The organism is Ignavibacteriota bacterium (assembly GCA_016708125.1).
Taxonomy (GTDB): Bacteria; Bacteroidota; Ignavibacteria; order Ignavibacteriales; family Melioribacteraceae.
In genome coordinates, this window is record JADJGF010000001.1 from 2,822,089 (window position 1) to 2,838,618 (window position 16,530).

The window sequence follows — 16,530 nt, forward strand, 5'->3', positions numbered from 1 at the left end:
ATGAATATTCCATCAGACTTAAAATATACAAAAGATCATGAATGGATCAAAGTTGAAGGAAATGAAGCAAAAATAGGAATCACAGAATATGCGCAAGGTGAATTAGGAGATATTGTTTTTGTAGATATTTCTTCAGATTTAAGTGAAATTACAAAAGGCGAACCTTTCGGAACAATTGAAGCCGTAAAAACTGTAAGCGATTTATTTGCTCCTTGTAACGGAAAAATTATTGAAATTAATTCCAAACTTGCAGATAAACCGGAATTGATAAATAATGATCCTTATGGCGAAGGTTGGATTATTAAAATTGAAATTACATCTCCATCAGATTTAGATGAACTACTTGATAACATTACTTATCAAACTCAAATTACTGCATAATATTTCTCAAAGCCGGAATTCATTCTGAAAACCGGCATTTTTTAATTTTACATATTATATAAAATGCAAACTCATAGCACAATTTTAGTTTTAGATTTCGGATCTCAATACACACAATTAATTGCAAGAAAAATTAGAGAACAAAAAGTTCGCTCAATAATTTATCCTTACTTTACTTCGCTTAATAAAATTAAGGAATTAAATCCAAAGGGAATTATATTTTCCGGAGGACCAACCAGCGCTTACGAAAAAGATTCTCCGCAAGTTGATCCGGAAATTTTTAATCTAAATATTCGCATACTTGGAATTTGTTATGGAATGCAATTAGTTACTTTACACTTTAATGGAAAAGTTGAACCGGCACAAAATAGAGAATATGGAAAAGCAAATATTCAAATTTTGAAAAAGGATGGATTATTAAAAAATGTAAATGACAAATCAATAGTTTGGATGAGTCACGGTGATTATATTACAAAAATTCCGGATGGATTTGAAATAGATTCAAAGACTGAAAATTCCCCAATTTGCTCAATTTTTAATAATGATAAAAAAATTTATGCACTACAATTTCATCCGGAAGTTGCTCACACAGAAAACGGTAAAGAAATTTTACGAACATTTATTTTTGAAGTTTGTAACTGCAATGCTGATTGGACTCCGACCAATTTTATCGAAGATTCAATTTTAGAAATTAAAGAGAAAGTCAAAGATTCAAAAGTAATTTGCGCTTTAAGCGGTGGAGTTGATTCTTCTGTTGCGGCAATTTTATTGCATAAAGCAATTGGTGATAATTTAACTTGTGTTCATGTTGATAATGGATTAATGAGAAAAAACGAAAGCAAAAAGTTGTAAAATTATTTAAAGAAAATTATGAGCTAAATATAATTCATGTTGATGCATCAATTGAATTTTTGACAAAATTAAGTGGAATTTCTGATCCGGAAAAGAAAAGAAAAATTATTGGAAATACATTTATAGAAATTTTTGAACGAGAATCTAACAAAATTGAAAACGCAGAGTTTTTGGTTCAAGGAACATTATATCCGGATGTAATAGAATCAGCATCTGCTGGAACAGCTTCGCATAAAATAAAAACTCATCATAATGTTGGCGGTTTGCCGGAAAAAATGAATCTGAAATTAATTGAACCTTTTAGAGAATTATTCAAAGATGAAGTTAGAGAAATTGGAGAAATTTTAGGTTTACCGCACGAATTTGTTCATAGACATCCATTTCCGGGTCCTGGTTTAGCAGTAAGAGTTTTAGGGGAAATTACCGAAGAAAAACTTAGAATATTAAAAGATGTTGATGATATTTTTATTGACTCACTGAAAAAATTTGATCTATATTATAAAATTTGGCAAGCATTTGCAGTAATACTTCCTGTTCAATCAGTTGGAGTAATGGGAGACGCAAGAACTTATGAATCAGTTATTGTCTTAAGAGCAGTAACTTCCACAGATGGAATGACAGCCGATTGGTACAGATTTGATAATTCATTCTTAGAATTTATTTCAAATAAAATTATTAGAGAAGTATCCGGAGTTAACCGAGTTGTTTATGATATAAGTTCCAAACCGCCATCTACAATTGAGTGGGAGTAAAACTAAAAATGCTAAAAGTTAAAGAATTGCCGATTGATGATAGACCAAGAGAAAAATTAATTTTACGCGGATCTCAAAATTTAAGTGATTCTGAACTTATTGCAATTCTTTTAAGAACTGGAACCAAGGGACAATCAGTAATTGAAGTTGCTCAAAAATTATTACAAAAAGATAATTTAGCTATTCTAGCCTCAAAATCTGTTGAATCATTTACTAAACAAATTGGAATTGGTAAAGATAAAGCTGCAACTTTAGTCGCTGCATTTGAACTTTCAAGAAGAATTAAGTTTAATGAAAAATGGTTTTCGCAGAAAAAGATAACTTCACCAGAAGATCTAGCGGAAATATTTATTCCTTTGCTTAAAGACGAGGTTAAAGAAAAATTTATTGTCGTATGCTTGAATACATCAAATCAAATCATTAAGTTTGAGATAATTTCAATTGGCAATCTAAATTCAAGTATTGTGCATCCAAGAGAAGTATTTAAGGTTGCAATAGATAATAATTCCGCAAGTATATTTTTAATTCATAATCATCCAAGTGGAAACAGTGAACCAAGTAAGGAAGATATTGCTATTACAAAAAGATTAGCTGAAGCCGGAAAAATATTTGATATTACAGTATTAGATCATTTAATTATTGCAGGAGATAAATTTACAAGTTTAGTTGAAAAGAGAATTATTTAGTTTTATAAAAAAATGTTATATTATAACTTATAGAATTTAATATATTTACTAAAAGAATTTCACAAATAAATAAATCATTCTTTTACATTAGGAGGATTACCAAATGACAAAAATCAAAAAACTTCTCACTACTTCCTTGGCAGTAGTTTTTTTAGCTGGTTCAATAGGTTTGACCGGCTGTGGTGGTGTTAGTGACGAACAAATGGCAGAATTAAATGCTTTACGAAGTGAAGTATCTGCATTAGGCACAGAAGTAAATAGCCTAAAAAGTGAAAAAACAAAGTTAGAAAGAGAAATAGCTGAAATAGAAGCAAAACTTGCTCAATGTGCAAAAGATAAAGAAGCTACTACTGCAAATTTACAAAAATTAGGTTTATAAAAAGTTTAATAATAAAAGGAGAGTATATAAATGAGACAATTTAAGAGCGTACTTGCATTATTAGCTTTATTAGTTTTCCTTTCAACAAGTGTTTTTGCTCAAGAAGAAATGACTTCAGATGAGTGGGAAGCTGAAATTGCAAGATTGACACAAGAAAAAGCTGATCTTTCAGCAGAATTAGAAAGTTTACAAGCTTCTGTAAATTCATTAAAAGAAAAGAAAAATTCTTTGCAAACTTATGAAGAATGCCAAGACGAAATGTATGCTTCAGTTGGTGCTACAAAAAGTGATGTTGAAGCTTATGATGCAAAAGTTAACGCTTTAATGGCTGATATTTCTGCAAAAAAACCAACAAAAGCTGATAGACAAGCTGAATTAGATGCTTTAAAAGCAAGCAAATTAAGTGCTTTACCAGCTTTTTATGATATCGTTCATGGCAAATTACAAAAAATGTTAGATGCATGGCCGGCTGAAGAAATCAACTATACAGTTGTAAAAGGTGATCATCTTTGGGGAATTTCTAAAAAGCAAGAACATTATGGAAACGGCTTTGCTTGGCCAAAAATCTATAATGCAAACAGAGATAAAATTAAAAATCCTGATTTAATTTATCCAAAACAAGAATTTACAATACCAAATTTAACAGAAGAAGAAACAGCTAAATACAACAAATTAAAAGCAAATTACAAACCAGCTCCAATGCAATAAAATTTGTTTTTGATTTAATAAATTTTCAAGGATATTCTGAAAGATGTTGCAATAGTTTGGTAAACAATTGCAAAAACTTTTTGAATATCCTTTTTTAGTTTTGAGGCAACTATTACACATATAGAAAAAAAAATAAAATTAGATAATGTAGATTTGTTAGCACTTCTCGGTTCTAATGATGCCAATCTTAAACCAATTGAAGAAAGAGTAACATCAACAATTTCCATTCGCGGTGATCTTGCATTAATAAAAGGAACTACTGAAGAAGTTGAATTAATTGAAAAAGTATTCAAAGAAATGATTTACGTTTTGAATACAACAAATAATCTTACTCCAAATGATGTTGCTACAATAGTCGATCTAACATTATCCGGAAAAGATATTATTAGTAACGATGATTACAATTCAATTGTTCTTTATACCAAAAAAGATGTAATAAAAGCTAAAACTGAAACTCAGTTTGAATATGTTAAAGCAATGAGCGAAAATGATATCTGTTTTGGTATTGGTCCAGCCGGAACCGGAAAGACTTATCTGGCGGTTGCATTTGCAATAGCACAATTTAAAAAAGGTATTGTTAAAAAAATTGTTTTAGCGCGACCTGCAGTTGAAGCCGGAGAAAGTTTAGGATTTTTGCCCGGTGATTTTAAAGAAAAAATTGATCCGTATTTACGACCTTTATTTGATGCATTGCAAGATATGCTTCCAAGTGAGCAACTTAAAAATTATATGGAAAAAAATATTATTGAAATTGTTCCGTTAGCTTACATGCGCGGAAGAACTTTAAATAATTCTTATATTATTCTTGATGAAGCTCAAAACAGTACAAACATTCAAATGAAAATGTTTTTAACCAGAATTGGTCCAAACTCAAAAGCAATAATTACCGGAGATATAACTCAGATTGATTTACCCAAAAGAACGGAAAGCGGATTAATTCTTGTAAAGGAAATTCTTCAAAGTGTTGATGGAGTTTCTTTTGTATATTTCAAAAAATCTGATGTAGTACGACACAAACTTGTTAAAGATATTATCCACGCTTATGAGCAATATAATAATGGAAATTAATTTCTAAATTGTAAATCTCAATTTTAAATTCTAAAATCTCAAATCTCATATCCAAAATCATTCTTAAAAGTACTTTTTACTTTCCTCCCAATATTTATCCATTTCCTGCAAATTAGATTCTGTAATTAATTTTTTATTCTCCTCTAATTTTTTTTCAATGTAATTAAATCTTTGAAGAAATTTTTTATTTGTTCTGCGTAAAGCATTTTCCGCATTTATTCCTAAAAATCTTGAATAATTTATTAACGCAAAAAATACATCGCCCATTTCTTTCTCTAACAAGTTTTTATCACCGGTTTTTTCAGATTCATGCATTTCTTCAATTTCTTCAATAACTTTTTTCCAAACATCATTTTTATTTTCCCAATCAAAACCAATTTTTGAAACTTTTTCTTGCATTCGCGAAGCTTTTTGCAATTCCGGTAGATTTTTGGGAATTCCTTCCAAAATTGATTTTCTTCCTTCCTGCATTTTAATTTTTTCCCAATTTTTTTCAATTTCTTTATTATTCGCAACTTCCAAATTTTCAAAAACATGCGGATGTCTTCTAATTAATTTTTCACTTATTGAATCAATTACATCATTTATATTAAATAAATTTTGGTCTTCTGCAATTACGGAATGAAAAACAATGTGGAGTAAAAGATCGCCTAATTCGTTCTTGAGCGATGAATAATTTTTGTCATCAATCGCTTCAATAACTTCATAAGTTTCTTCCAAAGTTGCGGCTTTTATCGAATCAAAAGTTTGAACTTTATCCCATGAACATTCGGTTCTAAGCCTGCGCATAATTTTTACAAGTTCGTCAAATTTTTCTTTGTGCATATTTTGCCTTAATGTTTGTATATTAAATTTATGATTTTTTTATATCAGAAAATGAGTTATTTTTAATCGTAATTAACTGAGAAATAAAATGATTGAAGAAAAATTAAATTTGATGAATATTAAAATTCCAGATGCGCCAAAGCCTTTAGCAGCTTATATTCCGGCAACAAAAATTGGTAATTTGGTTTTCACTGCGGGACAAATTCCTCTTGAAAACGGAATCGTAAAATATAAGGGAAAAGTCGGTGCAGAAATTACTTTGGAAGTTGGAAAAGAATCAGCAAAATTATGTGCAATAAATTGTTTGAGTGTAATAAAATCTGAAATGGGAAATTTGGACAAAATTAAAAGAATTGTAAAAGTTACAGTTTTTGTAAATAATATTGATGGATTTGGTGATCAGCCAAAAGTTGCAAACGGTGCATCTGAATTTTTAGTTGAATTGTTTGGCGAAAGTGGGAAACACGTAAGAAGCGCAGTTGGTGTAAATGGCTTACCGCTTGGCGCAACCACTGAAGTTGAAATGATTGTAGAAGTTTAATACCTTTACAATATTGTTTAAATTCTTGAAACAATTTGAACACTTTTTGGTCTAACAAATTATGAAAAAATTAACTTTTATTTTTTTAGTATTTATATCTTCTCTTTCATTTGCACAATTTAAAGGAGAAGAAAGTAAACCAATAGATATAAGAAGTGGAATTTTAAGTGAAAATCCAATTAGCTCACTTTTTAGTTTTATAAATCCGGAAAATTTTTCGATGAATCACAGTTTTGGAATTTCTTATTCTTCATTCGGAAATAATGGTTTGGCACTTGGCGTTTATACAAATCACCTTGCATATAAATTTAGTGAAGAATTTGATTTTGAGCTTGATGCAAGTTTAGTTAATAGTCCTTATAATACGCTTGGAGATTCATTCACAAAATCAATAAATGGTTTTTATATTGATAACGCGAGAATAAATTACAATCCCTCAAAAGATTTTAATATCAGTTTAATGTTTTCCAACTCACCGTATGGATATTATAATAGTTACGGTTACGGAAGACTGTCACCATATTCAAACAGATGGTTTGATTAGTAAAATAGGCTAACAAAATTTATTTTATTATTTTTACAATCAGAAAATAAAAACATAATATGTTTTGTTAATTTATTTATCTAAAATATAACTTCAAAATTGAAAAAAACTATTAAAAAGAAAAACGATTCTAAAGTTGATATTCAAACATCAACGGTAAATATTTTTTATAATATTCTAATATTTTTTCTGGTTGTTTTAATAGTTTATCTAAGTTATTCGGCTTATATTAAATTAGTAAAAGGTTCGGAAAAAATAGATGAATTAAAAAACAGTCAAGTAGCCGCAGAAATAATTCAGTTGGATGTTTTAAACGGCTGCGGTGTTGCGGGAGTTGCAGATAGATATACGGATTTTCTTAGATCAAGAGGATTTGATGTGGTTGAAATAGGGAATTATGTTTCTTATGATGTTGACGAGACGTTTGTTATTGATAGAATTGGGAACAAAGCAAATGCTCTAAAAGTGGCTTCTGCATTAGGAATTGAGAAAGTAAAAGTAATTCAGCAATTAAATGAAAATTATTTTCTGGATGTTTCATTAGTTATAGGAAAAGATTATTATAAACTTAAACCAATTATAGGTGAATATTAATTTTGGAAACCAAAAATTTAGTAAATGAAATTGTTGAAATTATACAATCAAAAAAAGGGTTTGATATTTCTGTTTTAAATTTGACAAATCTTTCTGCAGTTGCTGATTATTTTATTATTTGCTCCGGTGATGTTGACGTTCACGTTAAAGCTATTGCCGATGAAATTGATAAAAAACTTAGAAAAGATGGAATTAAATGTTACAATAAAGAAGGTTATAACGCATCAAATTGGGTTTTGATTGATTATTTTGATGTTGTTGTTCATGTATTTAAGAAAGATGCAAGAGTTTATTATAATTTAGAAAAACTTTGGGGCGATGCAGAAATTACCGAAATTGAAAACTCCAATTAATATTTTCCTTCCAAAAATTTTATGAGAAAAATGTGAAAGAATATTTATACTCCTTGTTTAATCAAGCTTCTGAAAAATTATCTTATTTAAATGAAATTCCTTTATTCTTTAATGTTCCGCAAGATGAAGAGCATGGTGATTTATCTTCAAATGCAGCAATGCTTCTTACAAAAATTCTTAAAAAAAATCCGCGACAAATTGCAGAAGATATAATTTCTAATTTAAATTACGATTCAAATATTATTACTAAAACCGAAATTGCGGGACCGGGATTTATAAATTTTTATTTCAATCCAAAGTTTGTAAATAAAAAAATTGAAAAAATAATTTCCGAAGGTGAAAAATTTGGTTACAGTAAAGAATTCAACGGTAAAAAAGCAAATGTTGAATTTGTTTCTGCAAATCCAACCGGACCATTAACAGTAGGACATGGACGCAATGCTGTATTGGGTGATACATTCGCAAATTTATTGGAAGCAATTGGTTATTCTGTTGATAGAGAATATTATTTTAACAATGCCGGCAGACAAATGCGCGTTTTAGGAGCTTCGGTTGCAGCACGTTATTTAGAAATTCTAGGAATCAACAAGGAATTTAGTGATGAATTTTATCAAGGTGAATATATTAAAGAAATTGCACAAAAAATTTATGATAAATTTTCCGATAAATTTAAAGATGATTTAGAAAATGAAATTTTTAAAAATACTGCCGAAGAAGAAATTTTTAACGATATCAAATCAACATTAAAAAGAATTGATATTGAATTTGATCAATTTTACAATGAAGATGATTTGTATAAAAATGGCAACATTGATTCTTTACTAAAATTTTTGGAAGAGAAAAATCTTTCTTATAAAAAAGATGATGCCACTTGGTTAAAGTTCTGCGAATTGGGACAAGAAGTTGATAAAGTAATTGTCAAATCAACCGGCGAACCAACTTATAGACTTCCAGATATCGCTTATCATAAAACTAAATTTGAAAGAGGTTATGATTTAATTGTAGATATTTTCGGTTCGGATCATAATGCAACATACACTGATGTGCTTGCCGGAATTGAAGCTTTGGGTTATTCAAAAGAAAAAGTTAAAGTAATTATTTACCAATTTGTTACAATTACGCAAGGTGGCGAAGTTGTAAAAATGTCAACTCGAAAAGCTAATTTTATTACTTTGGATGAATTAATTGATGAAGTGGGAAAAGATGTTGTCCGATATTTTTTCATTATGAGAAATTATTCTTCGCACATGAATTTTGATTTGGATATTGCGAAAAAGCAATCAGATGAAAATCCGGTATTTTATTTAAAATATGCTCACGCAAGAATTGCATCAATTTTAAGATTAACAAAAGAACAAGAACTTAATATTTCTTGTGAAAATTTTGATTTATTAGTTGAACCAATTGAACAAAAATTAATTAAACATCTGCATAGATTTGAAGAAGAATTAAAAAGTTCCGCAATAAATTTTGAGCCTCACAAACTTGCAAATTATTTGGAAAATCTTGCGGCGTTATTTCATAGATTTTATACGGAGTGCAGAATTATTGGCTCCGAGAAAAATTTAGCAGAAGCAAGAATTGCTTTAATTATTGCTGTTAAAACTGTATTGAAAAACGGTCTAACAATTCTGGGAATAGAAGCTCCGGAAAGTATGTACTAATCTGCAATTGCAACTGATAATGCAAAAATATTCTTTGCTCCATTTGCTTTTAAAATTTTTGCACATTCACTAACTGTTGCGCCGGTTGTAATTACATCATCCACAAGAATAATATTTTTATCTTTAATTATTTTTTGATTTTTTAACTTGAAGGCATCTCTCATATTCTGTTTTCTTTCAACAAGATTTAGTTTTGTCTGCGTGTCGGTAAATCGTGATCTTACTAAAATATTTTTTCCATAATTTATTTTAAGATTTTCCCCAATTTCCTTTGCAATAATATCAGCTTGATTAAAACCTCGTTCAGCTTTGCGTAAACTGTGCAAGGGAATTGCAATAATTAAATCTGCATTCCAATTATCTATTTTTTCCTTTAAAATTTCTGAAACTTTTTTGCCAAGATATTTTCCAATATAAAATTTACCATTGTATTTTAGTTCATGAATAATATTTTGGATTGGTGTTTCATCTGCAAAAATAAATGCCGATTGAAAATCTTTTACAATATTTTCTTTTGTAAATTTTCTTTCATATTCCGAAGTTATTCTTTCTTGTGAAGCAAATTGAAGAAGGATAAAGCAGTTTAAGCAAATTATTTTTTCATTATCTAAAATTTTATTTTTACAGTTTATGCAAATTCTTGGAAGGAAAAAATCAAGGAGAAGATTGAAATTTTCTTTAATCAAAATATCTTAAATTTAGTTTAAAATATATTTTAATTTTAAATCTTTTTTCTCAAAATGATTTTCAAGCCAATTTTTCAAAGAAACAAGAATTTCAGAATCCAACGTTGAATTAGCTTTTTTTAATGTTTTAAAATATTCAGAATATTTTTCCAATGCTCTATCGTGCTCAAGTTTATGAGAAATAAACTCAACCACTTTATTTTTTTCATCAGATTTTCTTCAGTTTCGAAATGTACTTTTAATTTTTGCAGAAGTGATTGATAGTTTTCAATAATTTCTTTTTTGTCACCATTCAGAATTTCATATAAATGATTTACAGATTCGTAAATTTCCTTATGTTGTACATCAATTTCTTGAATTCCTAAAACATGTTTTTTCTCAAACTTTAAAAATTCCATTTTTACCTCAAAAAAATTATAACATTCGCAAAACCTTTCTTATTATCCATTCGATGGAAAAAAACAGAACTACTATTAGCAATATAAGATGTAAAAAAGATATTCGCAACTCATTATCTATATAATTAAAACTAATTCTGCTTTTATAAATTGATTGAATTTGTTCATTTAAATTATTTATTGAATTGATATCAAAATATTTTCCGTTGGAATTGTATGATAATTCGCGTAAAAAATTTCTATCGGATCTTTTTGTTAATAATTCCAACTCAATTGGTTCAATCAAAAATGAATTAGAGAAATTTAAATTTTTATTTTCGCTAATTAGCTTATAATTATATTTTCCAGATTGGTTTGGCGTAAATTCAGATTCATATAATCCGTTCCCAATTGCACTAAGAAGAATTTTCTGCGAAGACTTTTCATTTGAAATTTCAATTTCCAAATTTGCATTATTGATCGGTTCAAAAGTATCATCATAATAATTTGCATTAAAAATTACTTTTTCACCAAGAGAAAAAATTGTCTTTTGAGTTTTCAAATTAAATTTTTGATTATCGGAATTGAGCGAAAGCCACTTAATTGAATTTATTAAAAGATTTTCAAATAAATTATTTTGCTTTTCTGAAGATTGAATTTTCCAACGCCAAAAATTTGCTGCCGTTAAAACAATAATTTTATTTTTTGCAGAACTCGAAAATAGAACCGGCTGTTTTGAATTTTGATCAACTAATAAAATCTGTGATTCAACCGAAGGAATAATTTTTGTCTTTGTTAAATTTATTGGTGGCAATTTTTTCCAGCTTGCCAATTCTTCATTTAAATTTCCAATTATAGAATAATTTACGTTTTGGGAATTTATCTGAGTTTCAATAAATGAATTTGAAATCTGCGCAAAACTGAAAGGGAGAATATTTTTAATTTCACTTAGTTTTGTAAAATCAATATTTGTTGAGAAAATAAAAAAGACCGGTTTTTTGGAATTCGAAATTTCTACTAAAATATTTTTAATAAAATTTGAGTTTGTATTTTTTGTCGGAAATCCAACTAAGAAAACAACATCAGAATTTTTAAGAATATTAATATCACTTTTAGAATTTAGAAATTTGTTTTCACCAATTTGAACTATTGGAAAAATTTCATAATCTTCAAATTTGGTTAAAGTGCTTACCACAATTGATAAATCGGCACTTGGTCCGCCGCTTATAATTGCAATTTTTTGTTTTGAAGCTAATATATTTAATAAAACAGATTTCGTATTATTTGTTTTATTTTTTTCTTCACCTTTTAAAAATGCATTTGCAATAATTTTGTGTTCACCTTCTTTCACGCTGGAATATGTAAATCTCAATCTATTTATTCCGGTTTCACTAATTTTTATTTCTTGCTGAGAAATAATTTTACCGTTTTCAATTAATTGAATTATTGCATTTTGCTCAGACAAATTTTTGTTTAAAATTGAAATCTCAATTTCAGTTTCTCTGCCGGCATAAATAAATTCATTCGCAGAAATCTTTTGAACTTCGATATCTTTTTCAATTGTTGTATCGCCCAAACCAATTGTGAAAATTGGAAGTCCTAATTCACTTGCGGAGTTTACCGGATTTGAACCTTGGTTATTTATTCCATCGCTTATGATTACAATTGATGAAACATTTTTCTTTTGTTTCGCAATTTTAAAAATGTTATCAAATTCTGTTGAAGAATTATCATATGAAATTGAATCAACATTAATCACTTTTTTTATATTATTTCCAAAAAAATAAATTTCTGATTTCAAATCGTCATTAATTATTTCATTGGAAATTTCTACAACTTTTTTTAATTCTGATTCTGTAGATATTTGTTTAACGGATTTTGAATTATCAAGAAATAATAAGTTTATCGGTTCATTTATTTCTTTTGTTGTTGAAGAAATAATTGGATCGAAAAGAAGAATAAAAATTAAAAATAAACTTGCGGTTCGCAGAAAAATTAAAATTGATTTTACAAATAAATTAATTTTTGGAAGCGTTGTTTTGTAAATGAAAATTGAATAAATAAAAATTATCAGCAATCCAAAAATAAGTAATACTGGATTGCCGGATATAGATATGTTAAAATTCTCAAACAAATTCATTTGCTTTTAGAAATGAAAATTTATTTTAATGAGGACAAATTCCATGTCTGCAATTCTTCAAAAGTTTTATAATCGGTTAAATCAAAATGAACCGGAGTTACTGCAACATATTTATTTTTAATTGCAATCTGATCTGATTTTATATCGTTATCAAAATCAATCATTTCGCCGGTTAGCCAAAAATAATCGTTACCGTAAGGATCAATTCTTTTTTCATAAATATCAGCCCATTTTGAATTACCTTGCTGAGTTGCAATAATTCCTTTAATCTCACTCTCCGGTAAATCGGGAATATTTACGTTTAGCAATGTTCCTTTTGCAAGTCCGTGTTTAACAACTTTTAAAGTAAGTTCCTTTGCAACTTTTTTTGCAAAGTCAAAATTTGTTGGTTTGTGGTTTGTAATAGAAAATGCAATTGCGGGACAATCCATAATTGCGGCTTCTCGCGCGGCTGAAACTGTTCCGGAATAAATTATACTAATTGCAGTATTTGATCCGTGATTTATTCCCGAAACAACAATATCCGGAGGTGAATCCAATAAATTTTTAATTCCAAATTTTACACAATCTGCCGGAGTTCCATTTACGGCAAATCCGGTAAATTTATTTCTCAAATTATATTCAGAAACTCTTAAAGGAACTTTCATTGTTATTGAATGACCAACTGCACTTTGTTCAGATAAAGGAGCAACAATTGTAACATCGCCAATTTCACTTAAAGCATCTGCTAACTGATAAATTCCTTCCGCGCCAATTCCATCATCATTACTAACCAATATTTTCATAAATAAATTTCCTATATTTTAAAAGACAATTTTTACTATAGAAATAAATATACCAAAGTTTGTTAATTAAACCGTTATACATCGATAAACATTGAACTAAAATAAATTTATTATGAAAAAAATATTCAGCAAATTATTTTTTATTTTGATATTAATTTCACTTCCGGTTTTTGCACAAGACGAAACAGAAATTTTTATTATTGATGGATTTGTAACTCCGGAAAAACCTCATACTTTTAAACTTAGTTTCTATACTTCATTTCCGGTGAAGACAAAAATATTCATTGATGAGAAGTATGAATTTCAAATTTCAAATGAATTTTTGGAAGATCACAAAATTGAAATTGATTTCAGCACTTACAAATTCAATAAAAAAAATGTACCGTATAAAATAATTTCGGAAAACGAATCCGGCGAAAAATTTATTTCGGAAGATTTTGAAGCAATACTTCCTTATGATGAATTTATTTTCACAAAATCCGGAAGCAATCCGGTATCCACAATTCTACTGGGACTTTTACTTTACGCATTGCCATCGCCAAATTTAGCAATTATTGATAAAGAAAATTATTTCAGTCTAACAAAAGAAATTCCCTTAATTACTTTTTACGGTTCCGGTTATAATTATCCAAGCGGAAATATTGGTTTTGAATATACTCATATTTATAAATCAAATATTAGAGATTTAGTTCGTTTAGGTTATAAACATTTTATTCCGATAAAAGGAATTGAGTATATTTCTCCGGGAATTTCCGGATTTAGCAATTTAAAAGGTTTTAATGGAATTGGCGCTGAATTTTCAATTGGATTATTTAAAGTTTACGATGTGTTTACGGTTTATACAAAATATCGATACAACTTAAAACCTAACAATACTTCCCAATATTTTCACGAAATTTCTGTAGGACTTTATTCTCATTTTTTTACAATTGATTTATAATGAAGAAAACCAATAATGTTATTGATCTTGGCGAAAGAGGTAAGTTCAATTCGAATAATAAACTAAATAACTTAACCGGAAAAGAATGGATTAAGTTTACCAAATCTTGGTTTATCCATAAACCAAAAAAAAGAAATAATGAAGAAATTCTTCATCCTGCTAAATTTCCCGAAAGTTTAGTCGAAGAATTTATATCTTTTTTCACAAAAGAAAATGATTGGGTTTTCGATCCTTTTTTAGGAACGGGAAGCACATTAATTGCATCCGGAAATTTAAATAGAAATGCAATCGGAATTGAACTGAACGAAAAATATTATAAAATTTCAAAAAAAAGAATTACGGAGAGAGAATTTAAAAATTCAATAATTTCATTAAAAGGAAATTCGAGTAAATTAATTGAATTATTTAGTAAAAATAATATAGCACAAAAAATAGATTTCACAATTACGTCTCCGCCATATTGGAATCAGTTGGAAAGAAATTCACTCAGACAAAAAAAAAGAAATGAAAATGGATTGGATACTAAATATTCCAAAATAAAATCTGATATTGGAAATATTGAAAATTATGAAGAATTTCTTGAAGCTCAAGCAAATATTTTTGATCAAGTTTATGAAATTACAAAAGATAAAGGTTACTTGGCTGTAATTACAAATAATATTTTTTACCATAGTAAAGTTTTTCCGTTGGCATTTGATACTGCAGTTTCATTAACAAAACGCGGAAGTAAAAGTTGGATTTTAAAAGATGAAAAAATTTGGCTTCAAGATGATAAACCACTTATTGCGCTTGGTGTAAACAGTGCTTGGGTAGGAAACAGACATCATCAATATTGCTTAATTTTTAGGAAGGAAAGTTAATTTTGGAAAATGCAATTTCTGTAAGTGAATTAACTTCTCACATTAAACGAGTAATTGAAGATAATTTTGAACAAGTAAAAATTATTGGCGAAATTTCAAACTTCAAATCTCACATTTCCGGTCATTGGTATTTTACTTTAAAAGATAAAAATGCACAAATAAGCTGCACAATGTGGAAAGGAATTAACAATTATGTTTTTTTCACTCCACAAGACGGAATGCAAATTATTGTTACCGGAAAAGTTACAGTTTACCCGCCCAGAGGGAATTATCAATTAGATGTAAAATCTATGAAACCAGCCGGCGAAGGTGAACTTCAAAAAGCATTTGAGCAACTAAAAAGAAAATTATTTGAAGAAGGTTTATTTGACGAAATTTATAAAAAACAAATTCCGGTTTTTCCAAATACTATTGGAATTGTAACCGGAACCGACACAGCCGCTCTAAAAGATATGCTTAGCGTTGCATCAAGAAGATTTCCGTTGGTTAATATTATTGTTGCACCAACAAGAGTTCAAGGTGAAGGAGCCGCTGAACAAATTGTTGAAAGTATCGAAAAATTAAATCTGCAAAAAGAAATAGATTTAATTATTATTGCAAGAGGCGGCGGTTCTTTAGAAGATTTGTGGGCTTTCAATGAGGAAATTGTTGCGCGCGCAATTTTTGATTCAAAAATTCCAATAATTTCCGGTGTTGGACACGAAATTGATTTTACAATAGCAGATTTTGTTGCAGATTTACGGGCTCCAACTCCATCTGCAGCAATGGAAATTGCAACACCTAATCAAGAAGAAATTTTAAATATAATTAATGAATTTTCAAATAATATCACAAATTCAATTTTTGAAAAAATTGATAATTTAAAATCAGAAATTAGTATTTTAAAAAAATCCTACGGTTTTAAGAATTTAACAAGTTTAATAAATTCTAAAAAACAGACAATAGATAATTATATTTTTAGAATTCAAGTTATTATTGCTAATTTTTTAAAAGAGAATAAAAATAATTTGGCAATTTTTTCGAAAATAATTTCAAGTAATAATGTAAATTCAATTTTGAAAAAAGGATTTGTTTTAATTGATCAAAATGAAAAAATTGTAAAACGTAAAAATGAATTTAATTCAAACAAAAATTTTGATATTAAATTTTATGATGGAAAAGTGAGTATTAATAAATGAGTAAAAAAATTAAAAATTTTGAAGATTCATTAAATCGTTTAAGAGAAATTGCAGATTTATTAGAAAATGATGATGTTTCGCTTGAAGATTCTATAAAAATTTATGAAGAAGGAATTAAACTTTCTAAATATTGCAGTGAACTTTTAACAAATGCTGAATTGAAAGTACAAGAACTTAATAGTGAACTCAAAAATGAAATTGATAAATAAAGAAAGAG

19 protein-coding genes and 1 pseudogene are annotated in these 16,530 nt (G+C 28.2%); 15 read left to right on the plus strand and 5 right to left on the minus strand.

Features of this window, described 5'->3' with window-relative positions; all coding sequences use genetic code 11:
* The 6 genes and pseudogenes from gcvH to IPH62_12340 all read left to right on the plus strand — a co-directional run bounded on the left by gcvH (position 1) and on the right by IPH62_12340 (position 4,826).
* Complete coding sequence (gene gcvH, locus IPH62_12315) at positions 1–381, plus strand: glycine cleavage system protein GcvH (GenBank protein MBK7106058.1); 381 nt, start codon at positions 1–3, stop codon at positions 379–381.
* 63 nt (positions 382–444) lie between these two features.
* Positions 445–1,985: pseudogene (gene guaA / locus IPH62_12320) on the plus strand (glutamine-hydrolyzing GMP synthase).
* Positions 1,986–1,993: 8 nt separating this feature from the next.
* Positions 1,994–2,671 carry a DNA repair protein RadC gene (gene radC, locus IPH62_12325; protein ID MBK7106059.1) on the plus strand — a complete coding sequence of 226 codons (678 nt, stop codon included), beginning with the start codon at positions 1,994–1,996 and terminating at the stop codon, positions 2,669–2,671.
* Positions 2,672–2,774: 103 nt separating this feature from the next.
* The gene (locus IPH62_12330) at positions 2,775–3,050 is read left to right on the plus strand and encodes a hypothetical protein (protein MBK7106060.1); all 276 of its coding nucleotides are present in this window, start codon (positions 2,775–2,777) and stop codon (positions 3,048–3,050) included.
* Positions 3,051–3,080: 30 nt separating this feature from the next.
* Entirely contained in the window at positions 3,081–3,758 is a 678-nt protein-coding gene (locus IPH62_12335; protein ID MBK7106061.1) for a LysM peptidoglycan-binding domain-containing protein, read from the plus strand.
* A 111-nt stretch (positions 3,759–3,869) separates the two neighbouring features.
* Entirely contained in the window at positions 3,870–4,826 is a 957-nt protein-coding gene (locus tag IPH62_12340; protein MBK7106062.1) for a PhoH family protein, read from the plus strand.
* Between the two features lie 63 nt (positions 4,827–4,889).
* Here the strand turns inward: IPH62_12340 and mazG are convergent, their stop codons facing one another.
* The gene (mazG, locus tag IPH62_12345; protein MBK7106063.1) at positions 4,890–5,651 is read right to left on the minus strand and encodes a nucleoside triphosphate pyrophosphohydrolase; all 762 of its coding nucleotides are present in this window, start codon (positions 5,649–5,651) and stop codon (positions 4,890–4,892) included.
* An 88-nt stretch (positions 5,652–5,739) separates the two neighbouring features.
* Here mazG and IPH62_12350 point away from each other — a divergent pair, with 88 nt between their 5' ends.
* From IPH62_12350 to IPH62_12370, 5 genes are all read left to right on the plus strand, one after another.
* Entirely contained in the window at positions 5,740–6,192 is a 453-nt protein-coding gene (locus IPH62_12350) for a RidA family protein (GenBank protein ID MBK7106064.1), read from the plus strand.
* Positions 6,193–6,253: 61 nt separating this feature from the next.
* Positions 6,254–6,736 (plus strand): hypothetical protein, encoded by a 483-nt coding sequence (locus IPH62_12355; protein MBK7106065.1) that lies wholly within the window; start codon positions 6,254–6,256, stop codon positions 6,734–6,736.
* A gap of 99 nt (positions 6,737–6,835) precedes the next feature.
* Entirely contained in the window at positions 6,836–7,330 is a 495-nt protein-coding gene (locus IPH62_12360; protein MBK7106066.1) for a LytR C-terminal domain-containing protein, read from the plus strand.
* 2 nt (positions 7,331–7,332) lie between these two features.
* Positions 7,333–7,683 (plus strand): ribosome silencing factor, encoded by a 351-nt coding sequence (gene rsfS, locus IPH62_12365; protein ID MBK7106067.1) that lies wholly within the window; start codon positions 7,333–7,335, stop codon positions 7,681–7,683.
* 32 nt (positions 7,684–7,715) lie between these two features.
* Positions 7,716–9,347 (plus strand): arginine--tRNA ligase, encoded by a 1,632-nt coding sequence (locus IPH62_12370; GenBank protein MBK7106068.1) that lies wholly within the window; start codon positions 7,716–7,718, stop codon positions 9,345–9,347.
* Here the strand turns inward: IPH62_12370 and IPH62_12375 are convergent.
* The 4 genes from IPH62_12375 to surE form a co-directional block, all read right to left on the minus strand.
* Positions 9,344–10,033 carry a ComF family protein gene (locus IPH62_12375; GenBank protein MBK7106069.1) on the minus strand — a complete coding sequence of 230 codons (690 nt, stop codon included), beginning with the start codon at positions 10,031–10,033 and terminating at the stop codon, positions 9,344–9,346. The two genes, IPH62_12370 and IPH62_12375, sit on opposite strands and share 4 nt — an antisense overlap.
* Before the next feature lie 119 nt (positions 10,034–10,152).
* Positions 10,153–10,431 carry a hypothetical protein gene (locus IPH62_12380; GenBank protein MBK7106070.1) on the minus strand — a complete coding sequence of 93 codons (279 nt, stop codon included), beginning with the start codon at positions 10,429–10,431 and terminating at the stop codon, positions 10,153–10,155.
* Positions 10,432–10,447: 16 nt separating this feature from the next.
* Positions 10,448–12,550 carry a hypothetical protein gene (locus IPH62_12385; protein ID MBK7106071.1) on the minus strand — a complete coding sequence of 701 codons (2,103 nt, stop codon included), beginning with the start codon at positions 12,548–12,550 and terminating at the stop codon, positions 10,448–10,450.
* Positions 12,551–12,570: 20 nt separating this feature from the next.
* Positions 12,571–13,335 carry a 5'/3'-nucleotidase SurE gene (gene surE, locus IPH62_12390; GenBank protein ID MBK7106072.1) on the minus strand — a complete coding sequence of 255 codons (765 nt, stop codon included), beginning with the start codon at positions 13,333–13,335 and terminating at the stop codon, positions 12,571–12,573.
* Between the two features lie 112 nt (positions 13,336–13,447).
* Between surE and IPH62_12395 the strand changes: the two genes are divergently transcribed.
* Genes IPH62_12395 through xseB form a run of 4 tightly spaced genes read left to right on the plus strand, consistent with a single transcriptional unit; the run spans position 13,448 to position 16,522 of the window.
* Entirely contained in the window at positions 13,448–14,275 is an 828-nt protein-coding gene (locus tag IPH62_12395; GenBank protein MBK7106073.1) for a hypothetical protein, read from the plus strand.
* Positions 14,275–15,135 (plus strand): site-specific DNA-methyltransferase, encoded by an 861-nt coding sequence (locus IPH62_12400; protein MBK7106074.1) that lies wholly within the window; start codon positions 14,275–14,277, stop codon positions 15,133–15,135. The genes IPH62_12395 and IPH62_12400 overlap by 1 nt, the downstream gene beginning before the upstream one ends.
* A complete protein-coding gene (locus IPH62_12405) occupies positions 15,135–16,313 on the plus strand; it encodes an exodeoxyribonuclease VII large subunit (GenBank protein MBK7106075.1) in 1,179 nt (392 codons plus the stop codon). The genes IPH62_12400 and IPH62_12405 overlap by 1 nt, the downstream gene beginning before the upstream one ends.
* Complete coding sequence (gene xseB, locus IPH62_12410) at positions 16,310–16,522, plus strand: exodeoxyribonuclease VII small subunit (GenBank protein MBK7106076.1); 213 nt, start codon at positions 16,310–16,312, stop codon at positions 16,520–16,522. The genes IPH62_12405 and xseB overlap by 4 nt, the downstream gene beginning before the upstream one ends.
* Positions 16,523–16,530 lie beyond the last annotated feature (8 nt).

Excerpts from the sequence above, each read along its gene's own strand:
- IPH62_12350 (MBK7106064.1), top strand. The coding sequence starts at position 5,740 with ATGATTGAAGAAAAATTAAATTTGATGAATATTAAAATTCCAGATGCG.
- mazG (MBK7106063.1), bottom strand. The coding sequence starts at position 5,651 with ATGCACAAAGAAAAATTTGACGAACTTGTAAAAATTATGCGCAGGCTT.
- IPH62_12380 (MBK7106070.1), bottom strand. The coding sequence starts at position 10,431 with ATGGAATTTTTAAAGTTTGAGAAAAAACATGTTTTAGGAATTCAAGAA.
- radC (MBK7106059.1), top strand. The coding sequence starts at position 1,994 with ATGCTAAAAGTTAAAGAATTGCCGATTGATGATAGACCAAGAGAAAAA.
- xseB (MBK7106076.1), top strand. The coding sequence starts at position 16,310 with ATGAGTAAAAAAATTAAAAATTTTGAAGATTCATTAAATCGTTTAAGA.
- IPH62_12385 (MBK7106071.1), bottom strand. The coding sequence starts at position 12,550 with ATGAATTTGTTTGAGAATTTTAACATATCTATATCCGGCAATCCAGTA.
- IPH62_12335 (MBK7106061.1), top strand. The coding sequence starts at position 3,081 with ATGAGACAATTTAAGAGCGTACTTGCATTATTAGCTTTATTAGTTTTC.
- IPH62_12330 (MBK7106060.1), top strand. The coding sequence starts at position 2,775 with ATGACAAAAATCAAAAAACTTCTCACTACTTCCTTGGCAGTAGTTTTT.
- gcvH (MBK7106058.1), top strand. The coding sequence starts at position 1 with ATGAATATTCCATCAGACTTAAAATATACAAAAGATCATGAATGGATC.
- IPH62_12395 (MBK7106073.1), top strand. The coding sequence starts at position 13,448 with ATGAAAAAAATATTCAGCAAATTATTTTTTATTTTGATATTAATTTCA.
- surE (MBK7106072.1), bottom strand. The coding sequence starts at position 13,335 with ATGAAAATATTGGTTAGTAATGATGATGGAATTGGCGCGGAAGGAATT.
- IPH62_12400 (MBK7106074.1), top strand. The coding sequence starts at position 14,275 with ATGAAGAAAACCAATAATGTTATTGATCTTGGCGAAAGAGGTAAGTTC.
- IPH62_12355 (MBK7106065.1), top strand. The coding sequence starts at position 6,254 with ATGAAAAAATTAACTTTTATTTTTTTAGTATTTATATCTTCTCTTTCA.